Source organism: Cryomorpha ignava (assembly GCF_010686655.1).
In the GTDB taxonomy this organism is placed as follows: domain Bacteria; phylum Bacteroidota; class Bacteroidia; order Flavobacteriales_D; family Cryomorphaceae; genus Cryomorpha; species Cryomorpha ignava.
Map to the genome: position 1 here is coordinate 47,468 of NZ_JAAGVY010000004.1, position 26,030 is coordinate 73,497.

Consider the following 26,030-nt stretch of genomic DNA (forward strand, 5'->3'; position numbering starts at 1 on the left):
CATGAATAACTTGTGCGGCAGTACCCTTTCGATTTTATGAGTCCGTATGGAAGGGCAAGGGCGCGCGTGGGAGTTTATTACGCCCTATGGTTGTGAGACCGATGCGCTAAGTTGTCAACCATTTCTATCGGTGCTAAAGTAAGTAGCCAAAAAAAAATACCCTGCCACTCCAAAAAATTGGATTTACCAATTTTGAAGTAGCAGGGTTTTTAAATATCTAAAGATTACGGCCAGTTTACTGTATCTTCATCTATGAAGAAAGGGCCAAACTGAACTTCTGTAACATGACCTTCGCGCAGCCAGATCAGCATTTCAATTTCATCAGATTCAACTGTCTCCAGTCGCGAACCATCATCGAAATCTTCGGTGAAAGTTAAATTCTTGTGGCCTTTTTTGCGCAAAAGCTCAATAAGCCGGTCCCGACTCATATCAATTATCTTTTCGCCGTAAAGCACTGTTTCATCGTTTGCAGAAACAATTGTGGTAAGCCGCATTTTTTCTATTGCGTCAAATACCAAAGACATACCGAGAGTGTCATAATGCCAATACTCCAGATGATCTTGGTCTTCAGCGGGTTCTATCTCATCGGGCTCACCAAGAAGCTTTTCAACCTGATCCTTTTTTAATCCAAAATGCAATTTACCAATCCCCTGTCCGGGAGTGATTACCGTAAACTTTTCCATTGTGCGTTTAATGTGTCTTCTAAATTATTTTAAGTAGCAATAATACATTAATTTCTATATAAAATCACCTTCTTTTTCTACCGGTTTCTTTATTTTCTTTGGCAGGCGTCGTTTTACGTGTCTTGGGCGCACTGTAAGAACGGCTACGGTCATAGTTTTGTTGACCGCGTTCACGATTTTGGTATGAATTATTCAAATTAGGTGGCGAAGGCTGCCTTTCGGTTGGTCGCGGTTTTGGTTGAGTTTGCGGAATAGCCTTCTTTCTGGTCTGAGGACGCGTTTGTGGTTTTGTTGGAGGTTTCCTTTGCTCACGTGTTTGCGGACGCCTATCGGGCTTAGTTTGCGGTCTTGTCTCTTTTATTGTGTTATTCCCCGGTTGTCGGGTTCCCTGATTTATGTCATCACGCTTTGTTTTTGCGGCTTCCTTACTTTTAGGAGCGTCGCGTGTACCGACATTTGTACGCTCTTTCCAATCGCCTTGCTTACTGCGCTCATACACATTCCCTTTTTTGTCGGCATATATATTATTCGGACGGTTTGAAGGTCGAGAAACGTCTTTGTTTCGAGCTACCTGATCTCTGGTACTTGTATTTCGCACACCACTCTGCTGATTGCGGTAGGCATTTTGCGAACCGGCGCGATATCCATTCCCAACTCCGTTGTTAATGCTACTGTGATATCCGTGATGATACCCGTTGTAATAACCATTGCGGTAACCGGCTCTGTATCCGCATGGACCCCAATAAGGACGGTAATAAGGGTGATAACCCCATCCTATCCATCCATACGAATAACCCATGCCAAAGCCCCAACCGGTGTATGGATTGTAGTGCACATTATAGCCGTATGTTACAGGACGCGGATAGTAAACTGAACCATACCAGTATGGATAGTTATAGCCCGTACCATAAACTACTACTCCACCGTAAACATAAGAATAAGTGTAGCCGGGAAGATATCCCACATACACTACTTCGGGAGTAGAATTATAGACATACACATATTTAGTATTGTAAACCGGAGCTGACGGAGGAATCTGATCAACCTCATCGGGTCGGTGATCGCTAACTTCCCACGGGCCGGCAGGGTAATTTGATATAAACCAGATACCGTTGTCAACACAGTAAAATTTCTGATTTATTTTCATTACCTGTTTATCAGAATTTACCGAATACGAAACGTCGGTATTTGATATCTGTTTAAATTTCGGATCACCGTCGAAATTCACTTCCAGCTTAGCCTCGCTTCGCACCACTTCAGCGGTTTGCGGAATAGTTTGCTCAAGCAAAGCATCTTTGGCTTCATCGGTATTTGGCACGCTTACGCGCACGCTTGCCATTTGGCTTTCAGCTGGAATATTTTGAAAGTCAGCCGGGAGATTTCTGGGATCTTCAAACACCCAACTCCCATCTGCAAGTGTTTTTGATTTATACCACCTGCCGGCCAGCAAAACATAATGCATTTGGGTATTGATATCCATGATAATATCATTTTCGGTATTCGCAACATAGAGAAGCTTGGTGCCTTGTATTGGCTTGTAATCAGGCTCTCCAGAGGTTGCGATTAATTCTGATGGCTTATAAACCACAAGCAGTTTAGGGGTTATATCAGCCTCATTTTTTGCTGTTTCTGTATTCTCATTTTCGGGAGCATTAGCTTTTGCAAATTCCTTTATGTTGGAAGCTACATTGCCGGTCACCACCCAATTATCGGGAGGCGTTTTGGTGGTATACCATTTTCCGCCACCGTTTATGTAGTAACTTTTAGTCTGTAAATCTTCCGCAATAAAAAAGGGTGAGTTTTCTACATATTGTAAGTTTTGATCTTTAAGTTCCTTCCATATAGGATCACCATCAACAGTGATAAGAATGGTAGGCTCGGTTCGGAAATAAATAATTGGCGGTGTATTGTCAATATTATCTGCCAGATTTTGAGTTCTCTCAGCATCATCAAGCGAAGCAATTAATCTATCTAGCGAGATTACGATATCCATTTTCTCTAAGGTCGATGCAATCTTGGCGCTCTTATTAGCTATTTCTGTGCTATCGGTAAGCCCCGGAAATTGCAAATCCATAATGTCTATTTGGTCTAGCACAGCCGTTCTGGCTTCCTTGTCGGTTTGCAAAAAAGACCGAAACCAAAATGCACCAAACAGCATTTCCCCTTTTTCGGGTTTTAGGCTTATGGCGCATCTTCCTTCAAGTATATTGCCGGTATAAGAATCTATTTGGGGTTGGTAATACGTAAGGATTCCCTCATTAGTAGACACTTCACGAGGCCATTCTATATCGGTTATCTTGTCGGTTTGAGCCTTCATAATTATTGTTGAAACAAAAAGGCAGAGAACTGTGAATAAGAATTTCATACTTATATGTTTTTCAAGGGATAGCTTCATGGCTTATTGATAGCAATTAGCGTGCAAATTATGCAGATGGGAATTTTCTTTGTAGTATTTTTATTCTCGTTTCCAATAAAGTGGTAATTCTGAATAGTATTTTCACAAAGTTCATACAGACAAAAACATAATGAAATGGAAAAAGAAAAAACTGTAGAAGCTTACCTTACGAAAAATGAGAACTGGAGAAATGAGCTCGAAAAGCTGCGTGCAATATTACTTCGAACAGAGCTTACTGAGGCGATAAAATGGGGAATTCCAACCTACATGGCTCATGGAAAAAAAATACTTGCAATGGGTGCATTCAAGCATCATGTTGCGCTATGGTTTCACAACGGCGTATTTCTAAAAGACGAAAAAAATGTGCTCATAAATGCAAATGAAGAAAAGACGCGCGGGTTGCGGCAATGGCGTTTTGCTTCCGCAGATGAGATTGATGCCGACCTGGTATATCGCTATGTTCTTGAAGCCATTCAGAATCAAAAAGAGGGCAAAGAAATAAAACCGGAGTCAAAAAAGATAAGTATGCCGGTTGAGCTAAAGGAGGCTTTGGATACCGATAAAGAATTAAAATCGGAATTTTTTGCGCTTAGTCCGGGCAAACAAAAGGAGTACGCAGAATTTATAGGAAGCGCCAAGCAAGAGTCAACACGCAATACGAGGCTAGAAAAGTGTAAACCCATTATTCTCACCAGCAAAGGATTACACGAAAAGTACCGCAAATAAGCATCCAAATCTTGAAGGTTGCTATTGTTGATAAATGGGCTATTTGGTCTCAAAAGTCAGTTAAATAAACCATTGCACCTAGCCATCTATTCCATTACCTTAGCGGTTTCAAAAATAAATTTGTGGAAGTGATCTCCGGCTTTGCCCCTATTATAACAATTATTGAAGAAGCTTATCAGATTCCTCAATTGGGTCGTAACAGACGTATTTCTGCTCTTTTGCCGTACAATTATCATGAATCAAACAAGTCTTATCCCGTTCTCTATCTCAATGATGGTCAGAACTTATTTAATGAAAATGCACCTTTTGGAAACTGGGCGATAGACAAGGAATTAGCCACTTTGGCCGAGGCGGGCCATTCTGAAATCATTGTAATTACAATAGATCATGGTGGCGAAGATCGCATTACAGAATACCTGCCTTACTTTAATCCAAAATTCGGAAAAGGTGAAGGGGTATTATATCTGAAATTTTTGCATGAAACGCTCATTCCATATGTCAATAAGACCTTTAGAACAATTCCCGATCGCGAAAACACCGGTATTGGCGGAAGCTCAATGGGCGGTCTTATCAGTCTTTTTGCAGGCCTGAACCAACAGCAGGTTTTCAGCAAATTGCTTATCTTTTCTCCGAGTTTGTGGATTGCACCAAAAATGTTTCAGCAAGCCGAAAATTTCAGCCCTAACCTGCCTATGCACATGTATATATACTCAGGCGGAAAAGAAAGTGCAAACCATTTGCCCAATGTACTGCGGTTTAAAAACCGGCTGCTTAGAGGCAATCCGGAATATCATAATATAGACCTCCGCGTAGAGTTAAATCCTTATGGAACACATAGTGAGTTTTACTGGCGGCATGAGTTTCCTAAAGCCGTTTATTGGCTCTACTTCAATAAATAAACCCCCTCTTCCCCAATGATGAAAATCGAGATTTACTCTAACAAGATAGAATCAACATTTTGTATTAAACCATTTTTCAAAAATTCGACTGAAAAAGCCAGTGAAATCGCTCAAAAGCTAGATGCCGGTGAGTGGATTATTACTGACAATGATATTCACTTTTGTATATCGCCAGAGTGGAATCTGAACGAAATAGCACACCACTTCAGACTTTTATCTGTAAAGACAAAAAAGTTTTGGGGGAAAACTCCCTGCCTTGACATCCCTCTGCAAGGCAGCAAGTTGCGGGCAGCGTTGCGCGGAATTTTAATGAGCTCCTACAATCCAAATGCTCAAAACAATAAACCGGCGGAGAAATTAAAGCTTTATGTAAAATCCATTCCTGAGATTGATAATACTGTAAAACAGGCTCAAGCCGAAGCGGAAACACAAATGTGGGCTATGAAAATGGTTGATTTGCCTCCGAATAAAAAAACCCCGGAAGATCTGGGAGATTTTGCCCGCGAATCTGCCAAAAAATATGGCTACGACTGCGAGGTGTGGAATGACGACCATATTATAAAAGCCAGGCTTCACGCGCTGCACGCCGTAGGAAAAGGCAGCCAGAACCCGCCCGTTTTTATCATTAGCAAATACGTTGGGCGAGCAGACTCAAAAGAGTTTGATCTCGCCTTTGTGGGCAAAGGCATCACTTTCGATACCGGAGGTATTTCTATAAAAGGCTCAGCCAATATGCATTATATGAAAAGCGATATGGCCGGAGCAGCTGCTATGCTGGGCGCTATTGAACTCGCTGCCAGGCTTAAGCTTCCGCTAAATATTGCGACGGTAGTTCCATCTGCCGAAAATTCAGTTGATGCGAAAAGTGTTTTGCCCGGTGATGTTATCGAATCATATTCTGGAAAAACAATCGAAATAATTGACACCGATGCAGAAGGACGACTCGTACTTTCTGACGGGCTGGCGTGGACTGTAAAAAACTTAAAACCTGCTGTAATTATTGATATGGCCACCCTTACCGGCAGCTCAGTTCGCGCGCTTGGAATGGAAGCTGCTGCGCTTTACAGCGACAATGAAAAACTTGTTGCAGCTCTTTACGAAAGTGGCTTAACTTCGGGCGAAAAGTTGTGGCGGATGCCCCTCTGGGCTGATTATGATTCTTATCTGCACAGCGATGTGGCAGATGTGAGTAATCTTTCACTAAAACCCGTTGCCGGATCAATCGCTGCCGCAAAATTTCTTCAGGTTTTCACCAATAAGCACACCGCCTGGGCGCATATAGATATGCCCGGAATGTCGTTTAAAGACAGCCCTTTTTTCAAAACAAAATCGGCTACAGGATACGGCGTTCAACTTTTAAGTGAATTTATGCATAGATTAGCTGAAAATACGGATCTTAGCAAAGAATAAAACGGGCTATATGAAAAACGAACTTACCTTTTTGTGCATTTCATCCTATTATAAAGGTGGTGCGTTTCTAAAAGCCTGCAAGGAAGCAGGCAATAATGTTTATCTGGTTACATCGTACAAACTTCGCAACGAAGATTGGCCATGGGAGTACATTGACGATGTGTTCTATATGGAAGAAGCCAAGGCCGGACAATGGAATATGGATGTCCTGATAGATTCGGTGGCGTATCAAATGCGCTCTATCCGTTTCGACCGGTTTGTAGCTTTAGATGATTTTGATGTTGAGAAAGTTGCTGCCCTTCGGGAGCAATTTCGCATTCCCGGAATGGGCAACACCACGAGTCGCTACTTTAGAGATAAGCTGGCTATGCGCGTAAAAGCGCGCCTGGAAGGAATTTCGGTTCCAGCCTTTACCCCTCTCTTTCACGACGCTGACATTGAGCGCTATACCCGCGACAATTCTCCACCCTGGATGATTAAACCACGCTCTGAAGCATCGGCAGTGGGAATTAAAAAAATTGAAAGCGCTACCCTTCTTTGGGAAGTTCTGGACGAAATGGGCGACGACCGACATAAATATCTTCTCGAAAAGTACACACCCGGCCAGGTATTTCATGCCGATGCCCTTACGGCAGATGGTAAAGTGGTTTTTTCGCGCATAAGCGGATACATTGATACTCCTTACGATGTAGCGCATGGCGGAGGTATTTTTAGATCGCATACCCTCAAATTTACTGATGAATCGGCGAAAGCCCTAACCGCTCTCAATAAAAAAGTGCTAAAAGCATTCGGAATGCAATACAGCGCTTCGCATACCGAGTTTATAAAGTGCAATGAAACGGGAGATTACCTCTTTCTGGAAACATCATCGCGTGTAGGTGGCGCAAATCTCGCCGAAATGGTAGAAGCTGCAAGCGGCGTAAACCTCTGGGCTGAATGGGCGAAGCTGGAATCGGCAGTGGCTCGAAGAGAAGAGTACAAATCTCCGGTCGACACCAAAGAACACGCGGGAATTGTTGTGTCGCTTAGCCGCTTTGAATCGCCTGACACCACCTCTTTTACCGAAAAAGAATTGGTATGGAGACAGAAAAAAAAATGGCATATTGGCTTGATTATAAAAGCTAAAAAGTCAGATCGGGTGCTGGAATTATTGGAAGACTATACCAAGCGTATTCAGGAAAATTTTCACGCCAGTGCGCCTGTGCCGGATACATCGCCGTAAATTCTGCCAAATCATTTCTGAGGTTGATTAATGTTGTAACTTTCGGATCAAGCGAAATACCAGGGCTTACTTAAACACTTGTATATCTGACAAGTGAAATATTTTAGAAGCAATATTTCATACAATAGTGATCAAAATAAAAATCGTATATTTAAAGAAATTTCGAATAAGCGAAAGCTATATTTGAATCAGTTTTAAAAAACGTTTTTTAAAACAAATTGAAACAAAAACAGCTAAAAAATTAATCAAATGGCAAAAGAAAACAACGCGCAGAAACCCAATCAAAAGAAGGTAGCCGCAAAATCTCTAATGGAAAAAAGAGCTGATAAAAAAGCAAAAGAAAAGTCGAAAAGCAAATACGACTAGATTGTAATCAGTTGTTTGCAGTTAATTAACTTGTGAAATAACAGATTGAATAAAATAAAAAAATCACCATTCACTTTTTTGAGTGGTGATTTTTTTATTGGATAAATTTCAAATCGGCTTTTCTGGTTCGATTAGGTGAATTACCAGGTTTCATGTTCCAAATTATTGATAGCTCTAAGCACGTCCCGCTGGCTAATTTGACCAATCAGCTGCCCGTTTTTGATGACCGGAAACCGTCTTACTTTTAATTCTAAAAATCGCTGAGCGGCTTCAAGAATATTTACATCGGGCGCAATTGTAATAACATCACGCACCATGTGATGGGCAACAATTCCCGGATTGTTGGGCACGTTGCTGTATTTTCCTTTTGCAATTTCCTTCAGGCAATCGCCTTCAGAGATAATTCCAACAAGATTTCCGGCAGCATCGAGCACGGGACCGCCCGAAATATTCTTTTTGAGCAATACCTCAACAACATGCCCTATACATTGATCGGGGGTGAAAGTTGTCAGCTTTTCGGTCATATAATCACAAACCTGCACCTGCTGAATTTCTTTTTTGGGAGGGGCTTTTCTAACCCCTGTGAAGCTTTTTACCATAACAGATTAAATGAACTAGGTTAATACTAAAATCGAAAATTGAATGTCTCAAAATACTGAATATTTTTGATTTATCTGATAAAAGATTTAAATCAACCGTTTCGCATCGCGCTATTTTTTTTTTGGTAGAGTTATTTTCGTTGATAAATCATTCTTAAATTAGTGCTTTCAACAAGTGTAGATGAATCCTTTTTATGCAAATCAATTTTAAATACGTACTGCTCCGCTGGGTATCTACCCTCCGGCCATTAATTTCAAGTAAATATTGATAACCGCTGCTTTAAAATGTTCAATCTATGGTTTATAGATGTTTTCCGCAGGGTAGATACCGCTGCGGAGCGAACACGACTAAACATGTTGTATATCAACACTTGATACAACTCTGTACTGTTATATTAAAGGGTATCCAATAAATCATTCTTAAATTAGTGCTTTCAACAAGTGTAGATGAATCCTTTTTATGCAAATCAATTTTAAATACGTCCTCTTCTGTTCTACCAGTATTTTGCTTTCACTTACTGCGCTATCGCAGGATGCCAATGATATACTCGGCACCTGGATGACACAAGAAGGAAAGGGCGAAATAGAAATTTATCGAAAACAGGGTACTGATTTTTTCTACGGAAAAATTGTATGGTTGAAAGATCCTAAAGATGAAAATGGAAAACCAATAAAAGATGCAAAGGGTACGCCGGTGCTTAACCTGGTAAACTTAAAAGATTTTGTTTTTGATGATGGTGAATGGGTTGACGGAACTATTTACGACCCCGAAAGTGGTGATACCTATTATTGTACCATTGAAATGGAAAATTACGACAAGCTAAAAGTTCGCGGAAGCATTGACCCTATGGGCTGGATAGGGAAAACGAAATATTGGGATAGGGTCAAATAAAAAACGCTCTGCAAATTTGATCTGCAGAGCGCTCATTATGTATTTCTCAAGTACCTATTAAAGCTGCTATATGCCTCATTTTAAGCGCTCCATACCGGCTCCATTTGATCGGAAGATGCAAGAAAGATGCAAGAAAGAAGAAAGAGGATTTTTCATCAATAATTATATCAATGTACAATCATAAGTTTCTGGCGATGAAGTGGCACTCCCGCCGCATCTGATATCCACAAAGCATACATACCTGTGGGCAGCTGCGCCGTATTGAATTGCCATTCAAAACCAGACTCCAAATCTTTTTCCAAAATTACTCTTCCCTGAATATCTCGAATGGTGGCACGGGCAGGGTTTTCAGCTCCATCGTTTTTAATATTTACCAGATCTGAAGCTGGATTTGGATGAATAGAAATACTACCCGAATTGTAATCTTCCACACCTGAAATTATCAACTCAATGGTTTCTACCGATTCGCAACCACCATTTGTGATAAGCGTAACGGTATAGACGCCCGGCTCGTTGTATATATGCACAGGGTTTTGTTCATCTGAAGTGTTTCCATCACCAAAATCCCAAGCCCATGAAGTCGCACTTCCATTTGCTGTAAAGCTTACTGTAAGTTCTATTGCCTCGGTTTCTATCAAGGCACCACCTGTAACTTCGGCCAGTACATCTGTGGCTTCGCTAAGGCACTGTAGCGGCTCCACTTCAAAATGGTAGAAATAGTAATAGAAATCGGGCCCTGCCGATGATCCGGTAATGGATATCAAACCTGGAGTTGTATAAGGGTAATTTACACCCGAATCGTTTCGGTACAAATTGGCTTGATTTAATCCGATACTATAACTTCCCGGAATTTCCAATTCAAGATCTAGTGCAATTGTACCGGGACCTGTAAAGTCAACATCGACCAATATCTGATCAATCAGCTCACCGGTATCTGCCGTTCCTTCCCAAACCGAGATTACACGGGTACCGGTTCCTCCGCTATTTACATATACCGTATTAATAGTAAGCGGCTGTAAAGTTGTAAATTGAACGGTTCCCACGAAAGTGGTAGCATGATTTCCGCCACTACCAAAGTTTTCATTTACAGGACCTGCAAAAGAGGGCTCTTGCGGATCTAATTCTACCTGTGCAAAATAAGTTTGAGATTGGTTTCCTAAAGTAACTTCAATGCTCTCGCCCTGCCCTGCTTCGTTGCCATCTGCATCTGTCCAAAGTATCGTTCCATCTTCACCATTCGCCGAAAGGCTAACCACCTGGCCTGCACAACCACTGGCCCCGGTAGCTGTGGGAGCTTGTGGAGTTGAGAAATTAACAATATCGCTCTGCAATAAAACATCTTCGCCAAGGGTATTTGTAACGGTAAGCGAAACAGAGTAAACTCCCTCATTGTCATATACATGCGTTGGGTTTTGATTTGATGAAGTGCCTCCATCTCCAAAATCCCATGCCCATGCCTGGGGCAAGTCCAGACTTTCGTCGGTAAATTGAACTATACCGTTGCAAGTTGCAGCATTGGCAATTGAAAACGCGGCAGTAGGAGCAGATGTAATATTAAAACATGCGGGCGGCAAATCAAAAGCTGCTGTACCATCAGTACGGCTTTCTGAAGAACCTTGCTCGGCGCTGAATCCAAGTCCGCGTTTGGCGAAAGCCTTCCAGATTAAGCACTTATTAGCTCCATCGTTTGTAAGCTCATCGGCCATTAAAATGGCGTCGCGTCCATCTACAAAACCGGGTGAGCATGTCTGCAATTTTAAGCCATCTGTAATCAGTTGAAGGGCAATATTGTTTCCACCTGCGCCCGACACCAAATCAGGATCATACCCATATTCGTCCATAAAAGCCCAGGAAAGATCCCAAAGCATGGTAGACCAAACGAAGCCCACGCCGTGTGGAACCGAAATCTCATTGTTGCCCAGATCGGCATAGGTGTAATCATTTACTGCAAAGCTAGTATCGTAAGGTACTGGTCTTATGCCGTTTCCATCTACGGCCTGATCGGCGGCAAATGTACCCATTGGTCGGTAAACAGGATTGTCGGCATCTAAATTCATGGTGAGCATTATGGCATACCAGTCGCTCCAGCCCTCTCCCATTTGCTCTTCATTGCCCAGGCAATTTGAAGTGGAGCTTCCTCCGGTTAGCCTTATGCTAAGCCCGTGCACATATTCGTGTACCACAACGCCATTGTCAAAACTTCCGTCAATAAAATTATCTCCTTCTACGCCAGATATGGTGGCGTTCACAACAATATTATCTTCCAACGCAGTAATAATGGCTTCGCCGGCTGATTGAAGAATCATAAATGATGGAATTTCAACACCCGGTTCAAACCCGCCGGGATTAGTAATTCCACCGGCATTGTTTACAATGATGCAGGCTACCGCACCAGCCGCCTGTGCTTCTAATACTTTATCTGCAAAGTTGCATCCGCCTCGGCGCAGAATGGCGATTTTTCCTTCAAGTTCCAATCCATTTACTGATGGAGTACAGCCAGTACTTGTGCCATCCGCGTCAAGAAATAAGGCAATATCTTCTGTAATTCCACCGGCAGGTACCTGTGGACCAAATGATGAGAAGCTACTTGTGGTATAGTCTCCTGCCAAATCGCCGGGAGCGTTTACCATAAACAAATCTTGAATTTGGCCAGACTGCCAGAGGTACATCTGCATACGCGGATTCGTGCCCTCTGGAGGAGTAGCCATATTTGCATTGTTGAAATCTTCGCCATCCTGACATTCAGCGTTCACAAAGTCATTTCCAAGTCCCTCATTGGTATAGTTTGAAGCCTGAAAGTTTCCGGCAGCTTCATCAAAACCGTAATTGAAAAGAACATCGTGAATGCGGTTATTTAGGTAAAATAGATTTGTTGTGGCCGCATTTACATAATTTTCGGGAAGTTGACCGTCATCGTAAGTGTAATCAAATAGCAGATCGGCACCACCATCGGGCGAAGCACCGGGCGAATTTGCATCGTTTTGATCTTCGTAAGCATACACATTGTTGCCACGTGTAATGGTGTATTCTGCACCATCAACACCGTTTATATCATGCCATCCAAAAGGCGAGGCCAGTATATCTGCAGGTTGAAAAGCAAGCGTGCGCTCGCCGTGGTTTGGGCTTTCTATTGGAAGTTCAAAAACGCGGTAGCCCGAGCCATCAAGCGGGCTAAAAGGCAGCGCCGCTTCTACATGCGATGAGTGATTGTGAGCCGCAGTGCTGCTACCGGCCATATGCTCAATTTTGCAGCTCGTTTGCCAGTCAATTTTCTGTAGGAGCTTTCCATCTATAGCATCTACAAAATAGTGATACCAGTGCTTTCGGTTTGGCAATTCACAATCAAATGACCAGGCGAGTTTCAATTCCTTTTCGGGAGTCATAAAATAAACCAGCTCACTCTTTCCATTGTGTTCAAAACTGGTTCCTTCTATTAATAGGTCAGCTTTATGTGTGCCTTTCGGCGAAATGGATACACTTACACCGGGTATCTCATTTTCTAGCTGTGATGTAATAGCTTGCTGAAGCGAAATAGAAGGGCTGGATGCTACAGGAGATAAATCCTGAAACAAGCGCGAGGCCACGTATCTCAATTTTCCGTCACTATCAAAAGTGGCCGAAAGCGAAGAGTTGGAAATACGAATACCATTGATGGCCTGCGAAGCATACACATGGCTCAACTTATTTTTTCCCGACTCAAACTGATTGGTAATTTCGAGATTTTGAATATCGGCTTGTTTCAGATCAGGATTCTCTTCTATCAAATATTTTTGAATAGCTGAAATCTTATTGTTTTGGGCATTGGCTGTAAAGCTAAGCGCGCAGATTAGCGCAACCCCGAGAGCAGGTAAAAGTTTTTTCATTCTATATTGTTGGTTTCAAATAAATATTAGGATGCTAAAGTGGGTGTAAGTTATGAATTTTTCAAATAAATGAATATTTGATTTTTTGTACAATGGGATTTTTAAGGGGTTAAAACCAACGTTTACGCGACGAGTGAGATGGGCAAAAAAGGGATGTAGAATGGCTGATTTAATCAGAGGCTTTGCAATTCATTTATATCTGCAAGAAATAGCGGATCTTCAGACGCTTTGCGGAGCAATTTAATTTTTTCCGGGTGGCTTTCGGCAATGACTTCAATAATAACCCTAACCCTCAGCTTGAATCTTTAGGGTATGAATCCCTTCATGTAAATGAAATTCTAACTCAATTCGAAATGGACGCTCTACCGCATTTATTCCCTTTGATCATGCGAACGTTTCTCTGCATACGCACTCCCAAAGGTCGTAAGTAGTATTGCTGCAGTTCTTTTTTAGATATACCAAAAAATCAAACATGCTATTCTGCACAAAATTAAATCAGCAAACCCTTCTAATTTCACCAAAAAACAGTAGGCAATATTCAATAAGCACCACTTCATATTAAAAAATCGTGTTATATTTGAAATGTGGCTAACATCCCAGATATTAAATCCATTCCATTTGCGGGTAGCTTTCTTTGTAAGAACAGCGAATTAAAAATGATTTATGACCCTGAAGGTGTGATCAGACCCACCCCTGCAAATGCTAGTAACGAAACTGATTAGTGACACACTTGCGCGGTGAAACCCGACAGATTAATCATTATTATCCTTATGGTCTTTCTATTTCCGGATTGGGCAACAGTTCTGATGAATATTTGAATAAATATACCAGTAAAGAATTACAAACCGGAGAGTTTGAGCCTGCTGTTTCTACCGGGTTGGAAATGTTTGACTTTCATGCTCGGTTTTATGATCCGCAATTGGGGAGATGGTTTACGCCAGACCCGGCCGAGCAGTTCCATAACCCGTATTTGGCTATGGGGAGGACGAAGCGTGAAGAATCGCTCCGGGGGAGCGATTTAGCTTCGGGCCAGCCTGCAAGGGAAGCGGTGATGTGTGTAGACCCTGATGGGGAGTTTGTTCTTGGAATTGGCAGAGGGTTTCTTGATGCAGTTTTTAGTGAAGGTTTGGAGCTATGGAATGCAGACCAAGATTATGTGCGTGATGCTTGGCGTGAAGCCGACCCAACCTTGAAAGGCACTGCTGGTAATAATTCGGTACGGACTTGGTGGGGATTATTTCAAGGCGACGGAAAGCAGATTCTAAGTCGTTTTACTTGGGAGTTGCCCCAAACAATTTTAGGCTACAATTCTGCGCAGTTGGCTAATACCTTGGGAAATGTAGAAAGTGTTGAATATTATGATGGTGCGACGGTAGTTTCAGGAAATAATAAAAACTTGGTGTGGAATCTGGGAGGTCAAGCGGTCACCATGGGATCATATATAATAGGTGGGTCAAAATTAGAGGCATCTACTGATAACGATTTACTAAGACATGAATATGGACATTATTTGCAAAGCCAAGAAGTAGGCCCGATTTATATTACGAAATTCGGAATCCCTAGTTTACTATCCATAGACGGATCTCATGATTATCATCCAGTAGAGCAAGATGCTAATATTCGTGGCTTGAAATATTTTCGCAAAAAAGATGGCAGTAATCCTTGGAATACTACGAGCTATCCGATTCTTGGATTTGATGATACAACGCCATACAGTTCAGCCAACAACCAACAAGCCTTAAAAGCCGGTCGAATACGGACTACGGGGTGGGACTATTTGCCAGGCTGGCGTTTTCTTCCTCAAACGATTTATTACACAATAAAGTATAGACAAGAACAAAAGGAAAATACACCATGAGAACCTATATAACTGCAGTACTTATATTTGGCTGGCTTTTATTCACAGCCAACTCTTGTAAAGAAGATGATAACGGTTGCCCTGCGTCATTTATCAATAAGCAAGACGATAGACTTCAAGTGAGAAACAATCATGCTTTTGGAATTGTCCATCAATTTATTTTCCACTATCCTGATACCAATATTTATAATTCAGATGTTATTGCAGATGATTCCGATAATAACAAAACACTAGCGTCCGGTGAATCGGGTCGAATTTCGTACGGAAGATGTTGGGAAAATATTTTTTCACGAGAAATCGATTCAGATACCCTCCTAATTTTTTCCTACAGTTTAGATACTCTCAATTTAAAAGGATGGGATTATATCGTTTCAAATTACGCTGTGTTAGATCGTAAAACCTATAGTTTGCAAGATTTACAGAACAATAATTGGCTGATCGAATTGCCGTGACAACAGGATGGGAAGTGTTGGATCTTGACGCGCGGTTTTACGATCCGCAGTTAGGTAAATGGTTCACGCCAGACCCGGCAGAGCAGTTTGCTAATCCGTATTTGGCTATGGGGAGGACGAAGCGTGAAGAATCGCTCCGGGGGAGCGATTTAGCTTCGGGCCAGCCTGCAAGGGAAGCGGTGATGTATGTAGACCCTGATGGGGAGTTTGTTCTTGGAATTGGCAGAGGGTTTCTTGATACAGTTTTTAGTGGGGGATTAGAATTTTGTAACGCTGACCAAGCCTATGTTGGGAAAGCTTGGCGGGAAGCTGTAGTTATCGCCACAAACTACAATTTTTTTCACCTTTGACGATACAAAAGTAACTATCCTTCTTTTGTTGTCGAACCGGATGAATACAGAAAACCTCTAATCAAAGAAACAAATAAGGACGGACACCATATTTTAGTGGGCGCTCTAACTCGGTTTTGAGTGCAGTCGCAAGGCAGCAAGGAAACATCGAGGGTTGATTCTTTGTCTCATAATTAAAGTAAACTAACAATGGGTAATTTTTATGTAATCCATCAAATCATAGAAAGAAATTCCTTTTTCCCCTTTTTTCACAACGATATAAACCTCATAAGCCACCTAATCTCTACCCCCTCTCCTCCAAAACATCTTCTATTTCTTTAAGCTTAAATCCCTTTGCTTTCAGTAAAATTAAATAGTGATACAGCAAATCTGCCGCTTCATTTTTAAACAGTTCTGGATTGTTGTCTTTGGCTTCTATCACCAATTCTACAGCTTCTTCGCCAACTTTCTGGGCTACTTTGTTGATTCCCCTTTTGTATAATTTGTTGGTATATGACGTTTCTACATCTTCATCAATCCGCTGGTGAATGGTTTGCTCTAGTTCGTATAAAAATGATCTGGAAGATTTTGTGTTAAAGCAGGAAACAGAGCCTGTGTGGCAGGTTGGGCCATCTGCTTTCGCCAATATCAACAATGAGTCATTATCGCAGTCTAAATGCACATCTTTTACATGCAGAAAATTACCCGAAGTCTCCCCTTTCGTCCATAAGCGATTTTTGCTTCTGCTGAAGAAAGTTACTTTTTTCTCTGCAAGCGTTTTGGAATACGCTTCTTCATTCATATATCCCAGCATTAGAACCTGCTGGCTGCTGCTGTCTTGTATTACAACCGGAATCAAACCGTTTGTCTTTGAAAAATCGGGAATCATAATCGGATTGGAATATTTTGTGTTTCTAAAAATTGTTTGAGTTCCGGAATTGGGATTTCACCAAAATGGAATACACTGGCTGCAAGTGCTCCAGTAGCCTTAGTTTTGGTAAAAACTTCCGCAAAATGTGCTTTGCTTCCAGCGCCACCCGAAGCGATAACAGGAACTGAAACAGCTTCGGAAACCCGGCCGGTAATATCACAGGCAAACCCGTTTTTGGTTCCGTCGTTGTTCATAGAAGTCAATAAGATTTCTCCGGCACCCAGCTCAGTTCCTATTTTCGCCCAATCCACAGCTTTTAATTCGGTTGCAATTCGGCCGCCGCTTCGGAACACCATCCACTCATTGTCTACAAACTTCGCGTCGATAGCCAATACCACGCATTGATTTCCAAATGTGTTGGCAATTTCTGATATCAGATCGGGCCGCAGAATGGCAGAAGAATTGATGCTGATTTTGTCGGCTCCTGACCCAATAATAGCTTTGGCATCTTCCAGACTGTTGATGCCGCCGCCCACCGTAAAGGGAATATTGATTTCAGCAGCTATCCTGTTAACCAACTTGGTGAGCGTTTTTCGCTTTTCCAACGTAGCCGTAATATCGAGAAAAACCAATTCATCAGCGCCTTCTTCCACGTAGCGTTGCGCCAGTTCTATAGGATCGCCGGCATCTCTGATGTTTTCAAAATTGATTCCTTTCACCGTCCTGTTGTTTTGAATATCCAGGCAGGGAATAATTCGTTTTTTTAGCATTTTAAATCGATTAGCTCTTTGAGATCAATCGTTCCTTCGTAAATCGCTTTTCCAATAATAGCGCCTTCGCAACCCAATTCTTTCAGTTGAACAACATCGGCAAGGGTTGTAATTCCACCACTCGCTATGAGCTTCGTTTTTTTGGTAGCCGAAAGAATTTCCTTATACAGATCGAAAGCGGGGCCCAAAAGCATTCCATCCTTATCGATATCGGTTACGATCGCATATTTAGCGCCTGATTTTTCATATCCCTGAATAAATGAAACGACATCTTGCTCACTGCTTTTCAGCCAACCGTTCGTCGCAATTTTTCGATTCTTGCAGTCTGCGCCTAATATAATTTTGTCAGCGCCATATTTCTGCAACCATTTCAGCATCAAATAAGGATCTTGGGCAGCAATACTCCCAATGGTTATTTGCTTTGCACCCGAATTAAAAGCCAATTCAACATCTTCTTCCGTTTTTATTCCACCACCAAAATCGATAATAAGGCTGGTTTTAGAAGCCAAGGTTTCCAACGTTTTATAATTGACAATTTGATTGGCCTTTGCGCCATCCAGATCTACCAAATGCAGATAGTGGATACCCGAGTCTTCGAACATTTGAGCAACTTCCAGCGGATTTTCACTGTATGTTTTTTGGGTTGCGTAATCGCCTTTCGAAAGCCTTACGCATTTTCCGTCTATGATGTCTATGGCTGGTATAATTCTCATAATTTCAAAAAGTTTTTTAATAGCTGAATCCCAACATCTGCCGATTTCTCGGGGTGAAATTGGGTTGCATAAAAATTGTCTTTCTTCAAAGCGGCACTAAAAGGCAATATATAATCGGTTACCGCAATGGTTTCTTTACAAATTTCGGCATAGTAACTATGCACAAAATAGAAGTCGTTTCGCGCTTGAATGTTTTCAAAAAGCTTACTCTTCATAGAAGTAAAGTTGTTCCATCCTGTATGTGGCACCAGATCTTTAGGCGGAAATTGCTTTACTTGCGTTTCGAAAATGCCCAATCCAAGTGTATCGCCTTCTTCAGAATAAGTACACATCAATTGCATGCCCAGGCAGATTCCAAGCACGGGCTGCTTGAGCGCTTTTATCACTTCATCGAGTCCTTTTTCTTTTAGATGCCGCATCGCAGAGCCGGCCTCTCCCACTCCCGGGAAAATCACCTTATCTGCCGACTCCAAGATTGAATTGTCGTCCGTAATCACAGTTGAATATCCCAGTTTATTTATGGCATTTTCTACCGAAGTCACATTGCCGGCATTGTATTTCAAGATGGCTATCATAATGTTCCTTTTGTACTTGGTATGTTGTATATCTCTGTTTTATTCACAGCCATTTTTACCGCTTTCGCGAATGCCTTAAAAATCGATTCAATTTTGTGGTGCTCATTTTCTCCTTCGGCTTTGATATTGAGATTACAGCGTGCCTGATCGCTAAAAGATTTGAAAAAATGGAAAAATAGTTCAGTCGGTACATCCCCTACTTTTTCTCTTTTGAAATCTGCTTCCCATACCAGCCACGGGCGTCCGCCAAAATCAATGGCTACTTGTGCCAGGCAGTCGTCCATTGGCAATAAAAATCCATAACGCTCTATTGCTTTTTTGCTTCCCAACGCTTTTAAAAAGGAATCGCCCAGAGCAATAGCAGTATCTTCTATGGTGTGGTGCTCGTCAATCTCCAAATCGCCCTTTACATTTATCGCCAGATCGATATTTCCGTGTTTGGAAATCTGTTCAAGCATGTGGTCAAAAAAGGGCAATCCAGTTTCAATCGAAGATTTTCCACTGCCATCTAAGTTCACTTCAATTGAAATTTCTGTTTCAAGAGTTTTCCGAGTCACTTTCCCAATTCTCGGGATGGCTTTCAGATAGCGGTAAATTTCATTCCAATCTTGTGTGACTAATGTGGCGACTACAGAACTATTTTCCTGGATAAAGATTGACTTTGAACCCAAATTTTCAGCCAGTTGCACATCTGTTTTTCGATCTCCGATTACGTAAGAGTTTACCAAATCGTAATCTCCGTACACGTATTTTCCAAGCATCCCCAATTGCGGTTTTCGAGTGGGCTTGTTTTCATGCTCAAAAGATGGATCAACATAAACATCAGCGAAGTTTACCCCTTCGTTTTTTAATGTTTGAATAATGAAATTCTGAACCGGGTGGAAAGTGTTTTCCGGAAAAGAATCCGTTCCCAATCCATCCTGATTGGTGACCATAACAAATTCGTAGTTTAATTCTTTGGCAATTCGGGCCAGGCTGCTTATTGCATTCGGTAGAAACTCCAATTTTGCGAAACTGTCAATTTGCTCATCCTTGGGTTCCTTGATGATGGTTCCGTCTCTGTCTATAAATAAAACTTTCTTAGTCATTGCTTATCTTTTCTAATGCGATTAGTAATTTTTGATTCTCATTTGCTGATCCAACTGTAATTCTCAAACAATTCTTCACAACCGAATTCCGATTTCTGATAATGACTTTTTGGTTTACCAATTTGAAATACAAATCATCGGCATCATCAACTTCAACCAACAAAAAATTGGCATCAGATGGATATATTTTTCGAATGATTTTTAAAGACTGAAGGCTGGTAATCAGTTTTTCCTTTTCGTCTAATATTTCTCTTAGATTTTTCCGGAAGCCAGCTTCATCATTCAATGTTTCCAAAGCGGCTTCCTGGTTCGCCGAGCTTATATTGTAAGGTGGTTTCACTTTCGTGAAAAACGACAAGATCTCTTCGCTCATAAAAGCAATCCCCAGTCGAATTCCTGCCAATCCCCAGGCTTTGCTCAATGTTTGACTGATAATCAGATTTGGATAAGTGCTTAGTTTTTCGAGAAAGGAAGCCTGATCAGCAAAATCAATATACGCTTCGTCCAAAATGACAATCCCATTGAAATTTGCCAGAATAAATTCGATATCGGCTGATTTCAAATGATTTCCAGTTGGATTGTTGGGCGAACAGAGAAAAATCAATTTCAAATGATCATCTTTAAAAAATGGCTGCAAGCTTTTTCTGTCAATTTGAAATTCACTGTTCAATGGCAGTTTTATAAGTTCTACCGCATTGATATTTGCCGATACTTCATACATGCCATAGGTTGGCGTAAAAGTCAAGGCCTTGTCCTGATTGGGTTCGCAGAATATTCTAAACGCAATGTCAATTACTTCATCGCTTCCATTTCCTAAAAAGATTTTCTCGGGGCTGATTTTCTTCAATTCTGCCAGCCGCAGTTTCAACTTTGTCTGATTGGGATCGGGATAGCGGTTGTAAATTCCAAATGGATTTTCATTGGCATCTAAAAAGACGCCTTCGTTTCCGGTATATTCTTCTCTCGCACTTGAATAAGGCGCCAGAGTTCGGATGCTTTTTCTGACCAGCTCTTGGATACTATTTTTCATCTTCGATCTTTTTCAAACGGATAGAAACCGCATTTTTATGTCCAAATAGCTGTTCGGCTTCAGCCATAATTTCAACGGTCTTGCCAATGTTTTGCAAACCTTTCGCAGTAATTTTCTGAAAGGTGATTTTCTTTAGAAAGCTATCTAAAGAAACGCCGCTATAGCTCCGTGCATATCCGTTGGTAGGCAGGGTGTGATTGGTTCCGCTCGCATAATCTCCGGCACTTTCGCATGAGTAATTGCCCAGAAAAACAGAACCCGCATTTTGAATTTTATCTGCATAGCCTTCAGCATCTTCTATTGCCAGAATCAAATGTTCAGGCGCATATACATTGCTGAAATCGATGCACTGCTCAATGAAATTAAACAGAATTGAAAAACTATTATCCAGGGCTTTTTTAGCCATTTCTGCTCTGGGCAGAACGCCAATCTGACTTTTTAATGCATCAGTGACCTTCGCAATTAAAGAAGAATCAGTTGTTACCAATACCACTTGACTATCCGCTCCGTGCTCGGCTTGTGACAATAAGTCTGAAGCCACAAAATCAGCATCCGCGCTGGCATCTGCAATGACAAGCACTTCGCTGGGCCCGGCTGGCAAGTCGATTGCCACACCGCTTTGCTGCACCAACTCTTTGGATTTTGTTACATACTGATTTCCCGGTCCGTATATTTTATCCACTTTGGCAATGCTTTCGGTTCCATATGCCAATGCTGCAATGGCTTGTGCTCCGCCCACTTTGTACATTTCTGTTATGCCCAAAAAAGATGCAGTGTATAAAATAGCAGGATTAATATCCCCATTTTTGTCAGTGGGTGTGCATAAAGCAATGTGCTTACAACCTGCAATTTGAGCTGGAACGGCAAGCATCAAAATGGTTGAAAAAAGTGGTGCAGTGCCTCCCGGAATATACAAGCCCACATTTTCAATCGCCACGTTTTTTCGCCAGCAGCTCACACCGGGCATCGTTTCTACAGGTACTTCGGCACTTTGCTGCGAAAGGTGAAAAGTTCGAATATTCTTCGCAGCAACCGAAATAGCTTCTTTTAATTCTGTAGGCACTTGGGTGGCTGCCAACTCAATTTCCGAAATGCTCACTTTCAAATCTTCGATTTCTACCCGGTCAAACTGCAAAGCAAATTCTTTTAAAGCCTTATCACCATTAAGCTTTACGTCGTTGATAATCTTCCTGACTTGTTCTTCCAGATTTTCTGAAGCCATAATCGGCCTTTGACTAATCGAAGCCCATTCACTCAAGGGCGGATTTGTGTATGTTTTCATCTTGTAGTTCTCTACTTTTAAACAATCATTTTTTCTATCGGCACCACCAGAATGCCTTCTGCTCCTGCATCTTTGAGTGCATCTATGACATCCCAAAACTTATCTTCACCAATGACAGAGTGCAGACTACTCCACCCCTCTTTGGCCAAAGGAAGAATGGTTGGACTGTTCATCCCCGGAAGGATTTTTACAATTTTATCCAGCTTCTCATTGGGAGCATTCAGTAGAATATATTTGCTCTCTTTGGCCTTTTGAACAGCCCGAATACGGAATAACAACTTGTTTAAGATGGCCTGCTTTTCTGCTTCCAGATTTCCGGAAGTAACTAAAACAGCCTGACTGCTCATTACTTTTTCCACTTCTTTCAGTCCATTGGAAAGTAAGGTGCTTCCACTGCTTACAATGTCGCAGATCCCTGCTGCCAAGCCTATTCCGGGAGCGATCTCCACACTTCCCGAAATGAATTCGATGGTTGCGTTTATATCGTTCTGCTCAAAATAGTCTGATAAAATGTTTGGATAGGAAGTAGCCACCTTCTTTCCATTGAAATACGCCAAATCGGGGTAGTCTATCTCTTTGGGAACAGCCAGGCTCAATCGGCAAGCAGAGAATCCCAATTTTTCAACAATGGTAATGTTCTTCCGACTTTCTAAAAGTACATTTTCGCCAATAACACCAATGTCGGCAACACCTTGGTCAACATATTCCGGAATATCATCATCGCGCAGAAACAAAACTTCCACTGGGAAATTGGTGGATTCAGTAATCAGTTTACCACCGCCATTTGGAAGTTTAATACCACATTCTTCGATAAGTTGAATGGATTTTTCGCTTAGTCTGCCACTCTTTTGAATGGCGATTTTCAATTTACTCATTTTCTCTTTTTTAAAAATGTTTGAGTAAATCTGAAGCGGAAAAGTGCTGAAAAACAAAAATCCCGCCTGATTTACTCAAACGGGATTAGATATTTTAGTTACTGCATATCAATATCACCTCGCTTGAGCGAAAAAATGATGATGATGATGCAAGTTATTATACATTTTTTTGTTGTTTCGAAGGGCAAATGTAGGGAAATTTCTTCTTGTGCAAGTTTTTTTTCTTATTTCAATTCTATTCTGTCAATTACAAGTTTGAAGTCTTCGGCTTTTTTATTTCCTATCAGGAAGGCAATTTCTTCAATAGATTCATGCGAAAAATTGGGCTGGTCAAGTATCTGGCCCCTAAATCTGGGGTACATTTCTTTTAATGAAATTTCGATTTCCTGCCATTCCCCAGAAGTTAAAAATGGTGCGATGTACGAATAATCATCTGATGCTTTTGCCTTAATCCGAAGCTGATATTTTTTACCATCACCCCGCAGTTTTACTGAAATTTTGGTGTATTCTGATACAATTATCCTTTGAAATCGAGAACGTACCGACGAGAATCCACCATTGTTATCATGCGATATGCTGCCTGCGAAAACAACATAGCCATCTGCATTCAATTTAAAACTACCTGATGACTTCCCTCCCATCACAACATCATCTACAACAGTCCAGTTGCTCAGATCAGTCAGGCTTTTAAAATCAACAATTACTTTTGAATTCATAGATTAAGGTTATCGTTCAAACAGGTTTCTGGGTCAATTAAATCGATATCAGTTGTGTACTTCTCATTTAACTATATTAGAAGTCATATTGTTTGAAAACTGCATCCGCAATTGCCCTTACCTGATCAATCATAATTGCACTTTCGCTTTTCAGGCCACCCGTCCCTTTATTCAAATTAACTCTTAAGATGCTCACCCCATCCTTGATATCCATCGTAATCGGACAGATAACTGAAGATGGATGCAACCGATTCAAAATGTCACTTTGATCAATCAGCACTGGTGTTGTTCTCCTGGTTTCTGTGCCGAATTTTGGATTGAGATCGGCCTACCATATTTTATACTGCTTAATTGCATTCTCCCAAAGCTTCAAATTCCTTCACTACATTCATAGAATCAGCTGCAACCAATTTGGACTCTTTTGTAAGCTGCTCTTCAATTCGTTTTCGCTTTTGATACTTATTGTAAAACTCCATAGCATCGTTGATATATTTGTTTCTGCTAATTTTTAAATGATCTAGTATTTTCTCTGTTTCCTTGAGAATTGGCTCATGCAATTTTACTGAAATACTTTTCATATCGATCTATTATCCATAAAAGGTATATCAATTATTTATATTATTCAAGAGATACTATCGGCTTTTATATTTTATTACAATAGTAGAGAAACAAGCGGTGCGTCATGTCAGAAATATCTATAAGCAGTTTAAGCGCATTTATCAATTATTCGATTTCGGCGGTTACTTGATAGTTTCTTTAGACAAACATGAACTCAATTCTTAGCCAAAACTTGTCGACCGTAATTTCCGCCGCGAGAGAGCATTCCACCAACTTGTAATACTTCGGAATTTTATAGTCCAACTTCACAATGAAAACAAAAATAAGCTATAAACGACTAACACCCATTGCTTATTTTTCATGCCTGCCTGTTTTTTAGGTATTCAAGAGAACGCTTCGCTAAGATGCCTATTGCATATTGCCCATTGCTTATTGCTCATTGCCTATTGCATATTGCCTATTGCATATTGCCCATTGCTTATTGCCCATTGCCCATTGCCCAAAAAACTCACCTAACCAACTTCCGCTTAACATCCAAATAAGACTTATAAATAGGCTGACCCGCTTCGCCGCGTCCGTACGGAGTCACTTCGATCCTGAGTCCGCATTGCTTAGTAACAATGCTGCGTAATCTCACCAAGACCCCTAATGCTTTAATATTAAAAAAAAACGATATAACTTCCATGGCAAGTAATCTTTCCCAGATCTCCAACCGCTCTAAATTCCGGGAAGTACAGCTATTTTAGCATTTATAACACTTGGAAATCAGGTGATTATATTCAGTGTACAGAAGTACTAAGTACACCGAACAGATAAAATTCGTATTTTTGGAATGTTTATAAAAAGCTGCCTCATGAATTTACTGAACCGAATTACCATAGATCCTGAAATATGCCATGGAAAACCTTGTATACGTGGAATGCGATGGCCCATTGAGCTGGTAATTGATATGCTTGGGTCGGGTATGGATATGGGCGATATTCTTAGCGATCATCCGGAATTGGAAAAAGAAGATATTCTTGCTTGTTTGCAATATGCCAAGCTTTCACTCTCGGGAAAGAATATTCAAAAAGTAGCTTAATGAAGTTTCTGTGTGATGTTCATATTTCATTCCGCATAGTGAGACATCTTGAATCTTTAGGCTATGAATCCTTTCATGTAAATGAAATTCTAAACAAGTGGAACACGAAGGATAAAGAAATTTGCATTTATGCAGATAAAAATGATTTAATTGTACTGACTAAAGATGCCGATTTCAGAAATAGCTTTCTTATTGATGGCACTCCGAATAAATTAGTGAAAATTAATCTCGGTAATATATCTACAAATGCTTTAATTGAAGCTATTTCGGAAAATATTGAAGCGGTGAAGTTATTGGATTCTAAAGGCGCGTTCATGATTGAGATTGACCAAAATTCTGCTACATTCATTCTGAATTCGTAATGGACGCTCAACCGCGTTTATTCCGTTTGGTCATGCGAAAGTTTCTCTACGCCTCCCAAAGGTCGTAAGTAGCAATGCTGCGGAACTTTCTAAGATATTCCGCTCCGTCGTATTTACTTGCTTCGCCGCGTGAGAGCGTTCCACTACATACCCACTCCCAAAGGGTCGTAAGTTGCAATCTTGTGGAATTTTATAGTCCAACTTCGTAATGAAAACTAAAGTAAGTTTCAATGCCATGAAACCATCTTCTCAATTTTCATTATAAAAACGAAAATAGGCTATAAACAACTAACACCCATTGCATATTTTTCATGCCTGTCTGTTTTTTAGGTATTCAAGAGAACGCTTCGCTAAGATGCCTATTGCATATTGCCCATTGCTTATTGCCCATTGCATATTGCCCATTGCTCATTGC

At 41.1% G+C, this 26,030-nt stretch carries 25 protein-coding genes and 1 pseudogene; 10 read left to right on the forward strand and 16 right to left on the reverse strand.

What is annotated here, in order from left to right; translation table 11 throughout:
- Positions 1-224 precede the first annotated feature (224 nt).
- Both G3O08_RS03775 and G3O08_RS03780 read right to left on the reverse strand, forming a co-directional pair.
- A complete protein-coding gene (locus G3O08_RS03775) occupies positions 225-683 on the reverse strand; it encodes a hypothetical protein (RefSeq protein ID WP_163283347.1) in 459 nt (152 codons plus the stop codon).
- A gap of 64 nt (positions 684-747) precedes the next feature.
- On the reverse strand, positions 748-3,048 hold the full coding sequence (locus G3O08_RS03780) for a hypothetical protein (protein ID WP_163283348.1): 2,301 nt from the start codon (positions 3,046-3,048) through the stop codon (positions 748-750).
- A gap of 165 nt (positions 3,049-3,213) precedes the next feature.
- Here G3O08_RS03780 and G3O08_RS03785 point away from each other — a divergent pair, with 165 nt between their 5' ends.
- From G3O08_RS03785 to G3O08_RS03800, 4 genes are all read left to right on the forward strand, one after another.
- Complete coding sequence (locus G3O08_RS03785; RefSeq protein ID WP_163283349.1) at positions 3,214-3,804, forward strand: YdeI/OmpD-associated family protein; 591 nt, start codon at positions 3,214-3,216, stop codon at positions 3,802-3,804.
- Positions 3,805-3,926: 122 nt separating this feature from the next.
- The gene (locus tag G3O08_RS03790; RefSeq protein ID WP_163283350.1) at positions 3,927-4,703 is read left to right on the forward strand and encodes an alpha/beta hydrolase; all 777 of its coding nucleotides are present in this window, start codon (positions 3,927-3,929) and stop codon (positions 4,701-4,703) included.
- Between the two features lie 15 nt (positions 4,704-4,718).
- A complete protein-coding gene (locus G3O08_RS03795; RefSeq protein WP_163283351.1) occupies positions 4,719-6,113 on the forward strand; it encodes a leucyl aminopeptidase family protein in 1,395 nt (464 codons plus the stop codon).
- A 10-nt stretch (positions 6,114-6,123) separates the two neighbouring features.
- A complete protein-coding gene (locus G3O08_RS03800) occupies positions 6,124-7,335 on the forward strand; it encodes an ATP-grasp domain-containing protein (protein ID WP_163283352.1) in 1,212 nt (403 codons plus the stop codon).
- A 506-nt stretch (positions 7,336-7,841) separates the two neighbouring features.
- Here G3O08_RS03800 and G3O08_RS03805 read toward each other — a convergent pair.
- On the reverse strand, positions 7,842-8,300 hold the full coding sequence (locus G3O08_RS03805; protein WP_163283353.1) for a CBS domain-containing protein: 459 nt from the start codon (positions 8,298-8,300) through the stop codon (positions 7,842-7,844).
- A gap of 460 nt (positions 8,301-8,760) precedes the next feature.
- Between G3O08_RS03805 and G3O08_RS03810 the strand changes: the two genes are divergently transcribed.
- On the forward strand, positions 8,761-9,192 hold the full coding sequence (locus G3O08_RS03810) for a DUF2147 domain-containing protein (RefSeq protein ID WP_163283354.1): 432 nt from the start codon (positions 8,761-8,763) through the stop codon (positions 9,190-9,192).
- Positions 9,193-9,359: 167 nt separating this feature from the next.
- Here G3O08_RS03810 and G3O08_RS03815 read toward each other — a convergent pair whose 3' ends face one another.
- On the reverse strand, positions 9,360-13,055 hold the full coding sequence (locus G3O08_RS03815) for a T9SS-dependent M36 family metallopeptidase (RefSeq protein ID WP_163283355.1): 3,696 nt from the start codon (positions 13,053-13,055) through the stop codon (positions 9,360-9,362).
- 721 nt (positions 13,056-13,776) lie between these two features.
- Between G3O08_RS03815 and G3O08_RS03820 the strand changes: the two genes are divergently transcribed.
- Genes G3O08_RS03820 through G3O08_RS03830 form a run of 3 tightly spaced genes read left to right on the forward strand, consistent with a single transcriptional unit; the run spans position 13,777 to position 15,715 of the window.
- Complete coding sequence (locus G3O08_RS03820) at positions 13,777-14,913, forward strand: RHS repeat-associated core domain-containing protein (protein WP_163283356.1); 1,137 nt, start codon at positions 13,777-13,779, stop codon at positions 14,911-14,913.
- Positions 14,910-15,365 carry a hypothetical protein gene (locus G3O08_RS03825; RefSeq protein ID WP_163283357.1) on the forward strand — a complete coding sequence of 152 codons (456 nt, stop codon included), beginning with the start codon at positions 14,910-14,912 and terminating at the stop codon, positions 15,363-15,365. Before G3O08_RS03820 ends, G3O08_RS03825 begins: the two co-directional genes overlap by 4 nt.
- A gap of 14 nt (positions 15,366-15,379) precedes the next feature.
- Positions 15,380-15,715: an RHS repeat-associated core domain-containing protein gene (locus G3O08_RS03830; protein WP_163283358.1), complete on the forward strand. Its 336-nt coding sequence runs from the start codon at positions 15,380-15,382 to the stop codon at positions 15,713-15,715.
- A 283-nt stretch (positions 15,716-15,998) separates the two neighbouring features.
- On the opposite strand, the gene hisIE is transcribed toward G3O08_RS03830, so the two are convergent.
- From hisIE to G3O08_RS03885, 11 genes and pseudogenes are all read right to left on the reverse strand, one after another.
- Positions 15,999-16,583: a bifunctional phosphoribosyl-AMP cyclohydrolase/phosphoribosyl-ATP diphosphatase HisIE gene (hisIE, locus tag G3O08_RS03835; RefSeq protein WP_163283359.1), complete on the reverse strand. Its 585-nt coding sequence runs from the start codon at positions 16,581-16,583 to the stop codon at positions 15,999-16,001.
- A complete protein-coding gene (hisF, locus tag G3O08_RS03840; protein ID WP_163283360.1) occupies positions 16,580-17,335 on the reverse strand; it encodes an imidazole glycerol phosphate synthase subunit HisF in 756 nt (251 codons plus the stop codon). Before hisF ends, hisIE begins: the two co-directional genes overlap by 4 nt.
- Positions 17,329-18,048 carry a 1-(5-phosphoribosyl)-5-[(5-phosphoribosylamino)methylideneamino]imidazole-4-carboxamide isomerase gene (gene hisA, locus G3O08_RS03845; protein WP_163283361.1) on the reverse strand — a complete coding sequence of 240 codons (720 nt, stop codon included), beginning with the start codon at positions 18,046-18,048 and terminating at the stop codon, positions 17,329-17,331. Before hisA ends, hisF begins: the two co-directional genes overlap by 7 nt.
- Positions 18,045-18,623, reverse strand: a complete 579-nt coding sequence (hisH, locus tag G3O08_RS03850; protein ID WP_163283362.1) for an imidazole glycerol phosphate synthase subunit HisH — start codon at positions 18,621-18,623, stop codon at positions 18,045-18,047. The genes hisA and hisH overlap by 4 nt, the downstream gene beginning before the upstream one ends.
- A complete protein-coding gene (hisB, locus tag G3O08_RS03855) occupies positions 18,620-19,711 on the reverse strand; it encodes a bifunctional histidinol-phosphatase/imidazoleglycerol-phosphate dehydratase HisB (RefSeq protein ID WP_163283363.1) in 1,092 nt (363 codons plus the stop codon). Before hisB ends, hisH begins: the two co-directional genes overlap by 4 nt.
- On the reverse strand, positions 19,704-20,741 hold the full coding sequence (gene hisC / locus G3O08_RS03860; RefSeq protein WP_163283364.1) for a histidinol-phosphate transaminase: 1,038 nt from the start codon (positions 20,739-20,741) through the stop codon (positions 19,704-19,706). Before hisC ends, hisB begins: the two co-directional genes overlap by 8 nt.
- A complete protein-coding gene (gene hisD / locus G3O08_RS03865) occupies positions 20,731-22,023 on the reverse strand; it encodes a histidinol dehydrogenase (RefSeq protein ID WP_163283365.1) in 1,293 nt (430 codons plus the stop codon). The genes hisC and hisD overlap by 11 nt, the downstream gene beginning before the upstream one ends.
- Before the next feature lie 17 nt (positions 22,024-22,040).
- A complete protein-coding gene (hisG, locus tag G3O08_RS03870; protein WP_163283366.1) occupies positions 22,041-22,898 on the reverse strand; it encodes an ATP phosphoribosyltransferase in 858 nt (285 codons plus the stop codon).
- Positions 22,899-23,122: 224 nt separating this feature from the next.
- Positions 23,123-23,614 carry a CIA30 family protein gene (locus G3O08_RS03875; protein WP_163283367.1) on the reverse strand — a complete coding sequence of 164 codons (492 nt, stop codon included), beginning with the start codon at positions 23,612-23,614 and terminating at the stop codon, positions 23,123-23,125.
- A 76-nt stretch (positions 23,615-23,690) separates the two neighbouring features.
- Positions 23,691-23,930 (reverse strand): annotated as a pseudogene (locus G3O08_RS21805) (type II toxin-antitoxin system PemK/MazF family toxin); the annotation flags it as partial.
- A gap of 31 nt (positions 23,931-23,961) precedes the next feature.
- Entirely contained in the window at positions 23,962-24,192 is a 231-nt protein-coding gene (locus tag G3O08_RS03885; RefSeq protein WP_163283368.1) for a hypothetical protein, read from the reverse strand.
- 833 nt (positions 24,193-25,025) lie between these two features.
- On the opposite strand from G3O08_RS03885, the gene G3O08_RS03890 reads away from it, so the two are divergent.
- Positions 25,026-25,253, forward strand: coding sequence for a DUF433 domain-containing protein (locus tag G3O08_RS03890; RefSeq protein ID WP_163283369.1), 228 nt, complete (start codon positions 25,026-25,028; stop codon positions 25,251-25,253).
- Complete coding sequence (locus G3O08_RS03895) at positions 25,253-25,615, forward strand: DUF5615 family PIN-like protein (protein WP_163283370.1); 363 nt, start codon at positions 25,253-25,255, stop codon at positions 25,613-25,615. The genes G3O08_RS03890 and G3O08_RS03895 overlap by 1 nt, the downstream gene beginning before the upstream one ends.
- A 46-nt stretch (positions 25,616-25,661) precedes the next feature.
- Here G3O08_RS03895 and G3O08_RS21435 read toward each other — a convergent pair whose 3' ends face one another.
- On the reverse strand, positions 25,662-25,793 hold the full coding sequence (locus G3O08_RS21435) for a hypothetical protein (protein WP_262888934.1): 132 nt from the start codon (positions 25,791-25,793) through the stop codon (positions 25,662-25,664).
- Positions 25,794-26,030: the final 237 nt, after the last annotated feature.

What these genes read in the sequence shown, in the direction of transcription:
- G3O08_RS03805 (WP_163283353.1), bottom strand. Translation starts at nt 8,300, where the DNA reads ATGGTAAAAAGCTTCACAGGGGTTAGAAAAGCCCCTCCCAAAAAAGAA.
- G3O08_RS03800 (WP_163283352.1), top strand. Translation starts at nt 6,124, where the DNA reads ATGAAAAACGAACTTACCTTTTTGTGCATTTCATCCTATTATAAAGGT.
- G3O08_RS03795 (WP_163283351.1), top strand. Translation starts at nt 4,719, where the DNA reads ATGATGAAAATCGAGATTTACTCTAACAAGATAGAATCAACATTTTGT.
- G3O08_RS03810 (WP_163283354.1), top strand. Translation starts at nt 8,761, where the DNA reads ATGCAAATCAATTTTAAATACGTCCTCTTCTGTTCTACCAGTATTTTG.
- hisH (WP_163283362.1), bottom strand. Translation starts at nt 18,623, where the DNA reads ATGATAGCCATCTTGAAATACAATGCCGGCAATGTGACTTCGGTAGAA.
- hisIE (WP_163283359.1), bottom strand. Translation starts at nt 16,583, where the DNA reads ATGATTCCCGATTTTTCAAAGACAAACGGTTTGATTCCGGTTGTAATA.
- hisF (WP_163283360.1), bottom strand. Translation starts at nt 17,335, where the DNA reads ATGCTAAAAAAACGAATTATTCCCTGCCTGGATATTCAAAACAACAGG.
- G3O08_RS03875 (WP_163283367.1), bottom strand. Translation starts at nt 23,614, where the DNA reads ATGAATTCAAAAGTAATTGTTGATTTTAAAAGCCTGACTGATCTGAGC.
- G3O08_RS03815 (WP_163283355.1), bottom strand. Translation starts at nt 13,055, where the DNA reads ATGAAAAAACTTTTACCTGCTCTCGGGGTTGCGCTAATCTGCGCGCTT.
- G3O08_RS03895 (WP_163283370.1), top strand. Translation starts at nt 25,253, where the DNA reads ATGAAGTTTCTGTGTGATGTTCATATTTCATTCCGCATAGTGAGACAT.
- hisD (WP_163283365.1), bottom strand. Translation starts at nt 22,023, where the DNA reads ATGAAAACATACACAAATCCGCCCTTGAGTGAATGGGCTTCGATTAGT.
- G3O08_RS03785 (WP_163283349.1), top strand. Translation starts at nt 3,214, where the DNA reads ATGGAAAAAGAAAAAACTGTAGAAGCTTACCTTACGAAAAATGAGAAC.
- hisA (WP_163283361.1), bottom strand. Translation starts at nt 18,048, where the DNA reads ATGAGAATTATACCAGCCATAGACATCATAGACGGAAAATGCGTAAGG.
- hisG (WP_163283366.1), bottom strand. Translation starts at nt 22,898, where the DNA reads ATGAGTAAATTGAAAATCGCCATTCAAAAGAGTGGCAGACTAAGCGAA.
- G3O08_RS03885 (WP_163283368.1), bottom strand. Translation starts at nt 24,192, where the DNA reads ATGAAAAGTATTTCAGTAAAATTGCATGAGCCAATTCTCAAGGAAACA.
- G3O08_RS03890 (WP_163283369.1), top strand. Translation starts at nt 25,026, where the DNA reads ATGAATTTACTGAACCGAATTACCATAGATCCTGAAATATGCCATGGA.
- hisC (WP_163283364.1), bottom strand. Translation starts at nt 20,741, where the DNA reads ATGAAAAATAGTATCCAAGAGCTGGTCAGAAAAAGCATCCGAACTCTG.
- G3O08_RS03825 (WP_163283357.1), top strand. Translation starts at nt 14,910, where the DNA reads ATGAGAACCTATATAACTGCAGTACTTATATTTGGCTGGCTTTTATTC.
- hisB (WP_163283363.1), bottom strand. Translation starts at nt 19,711, where the DNA reads ATGACTAAGAAAGTTTTATTTATAGACAGAGACGGAACCATCATCAAG.
- G3O08_RS03775 (WP_163283347.1), bottom strand. Translation starts at nt 683, where the DNA reads ATGGAAAAGTTTACGGTAATCACTCCCGGACAGGGGATTGGTAAATTG.
- G3O08_RS03780 (WP_163283348.1), bottom strand. Translation starts at nt 3,048, where the DNA reads ATGAAATTCTTATTCACAGTTCTCTGCCTTTTTGTTTCAACAATAATT.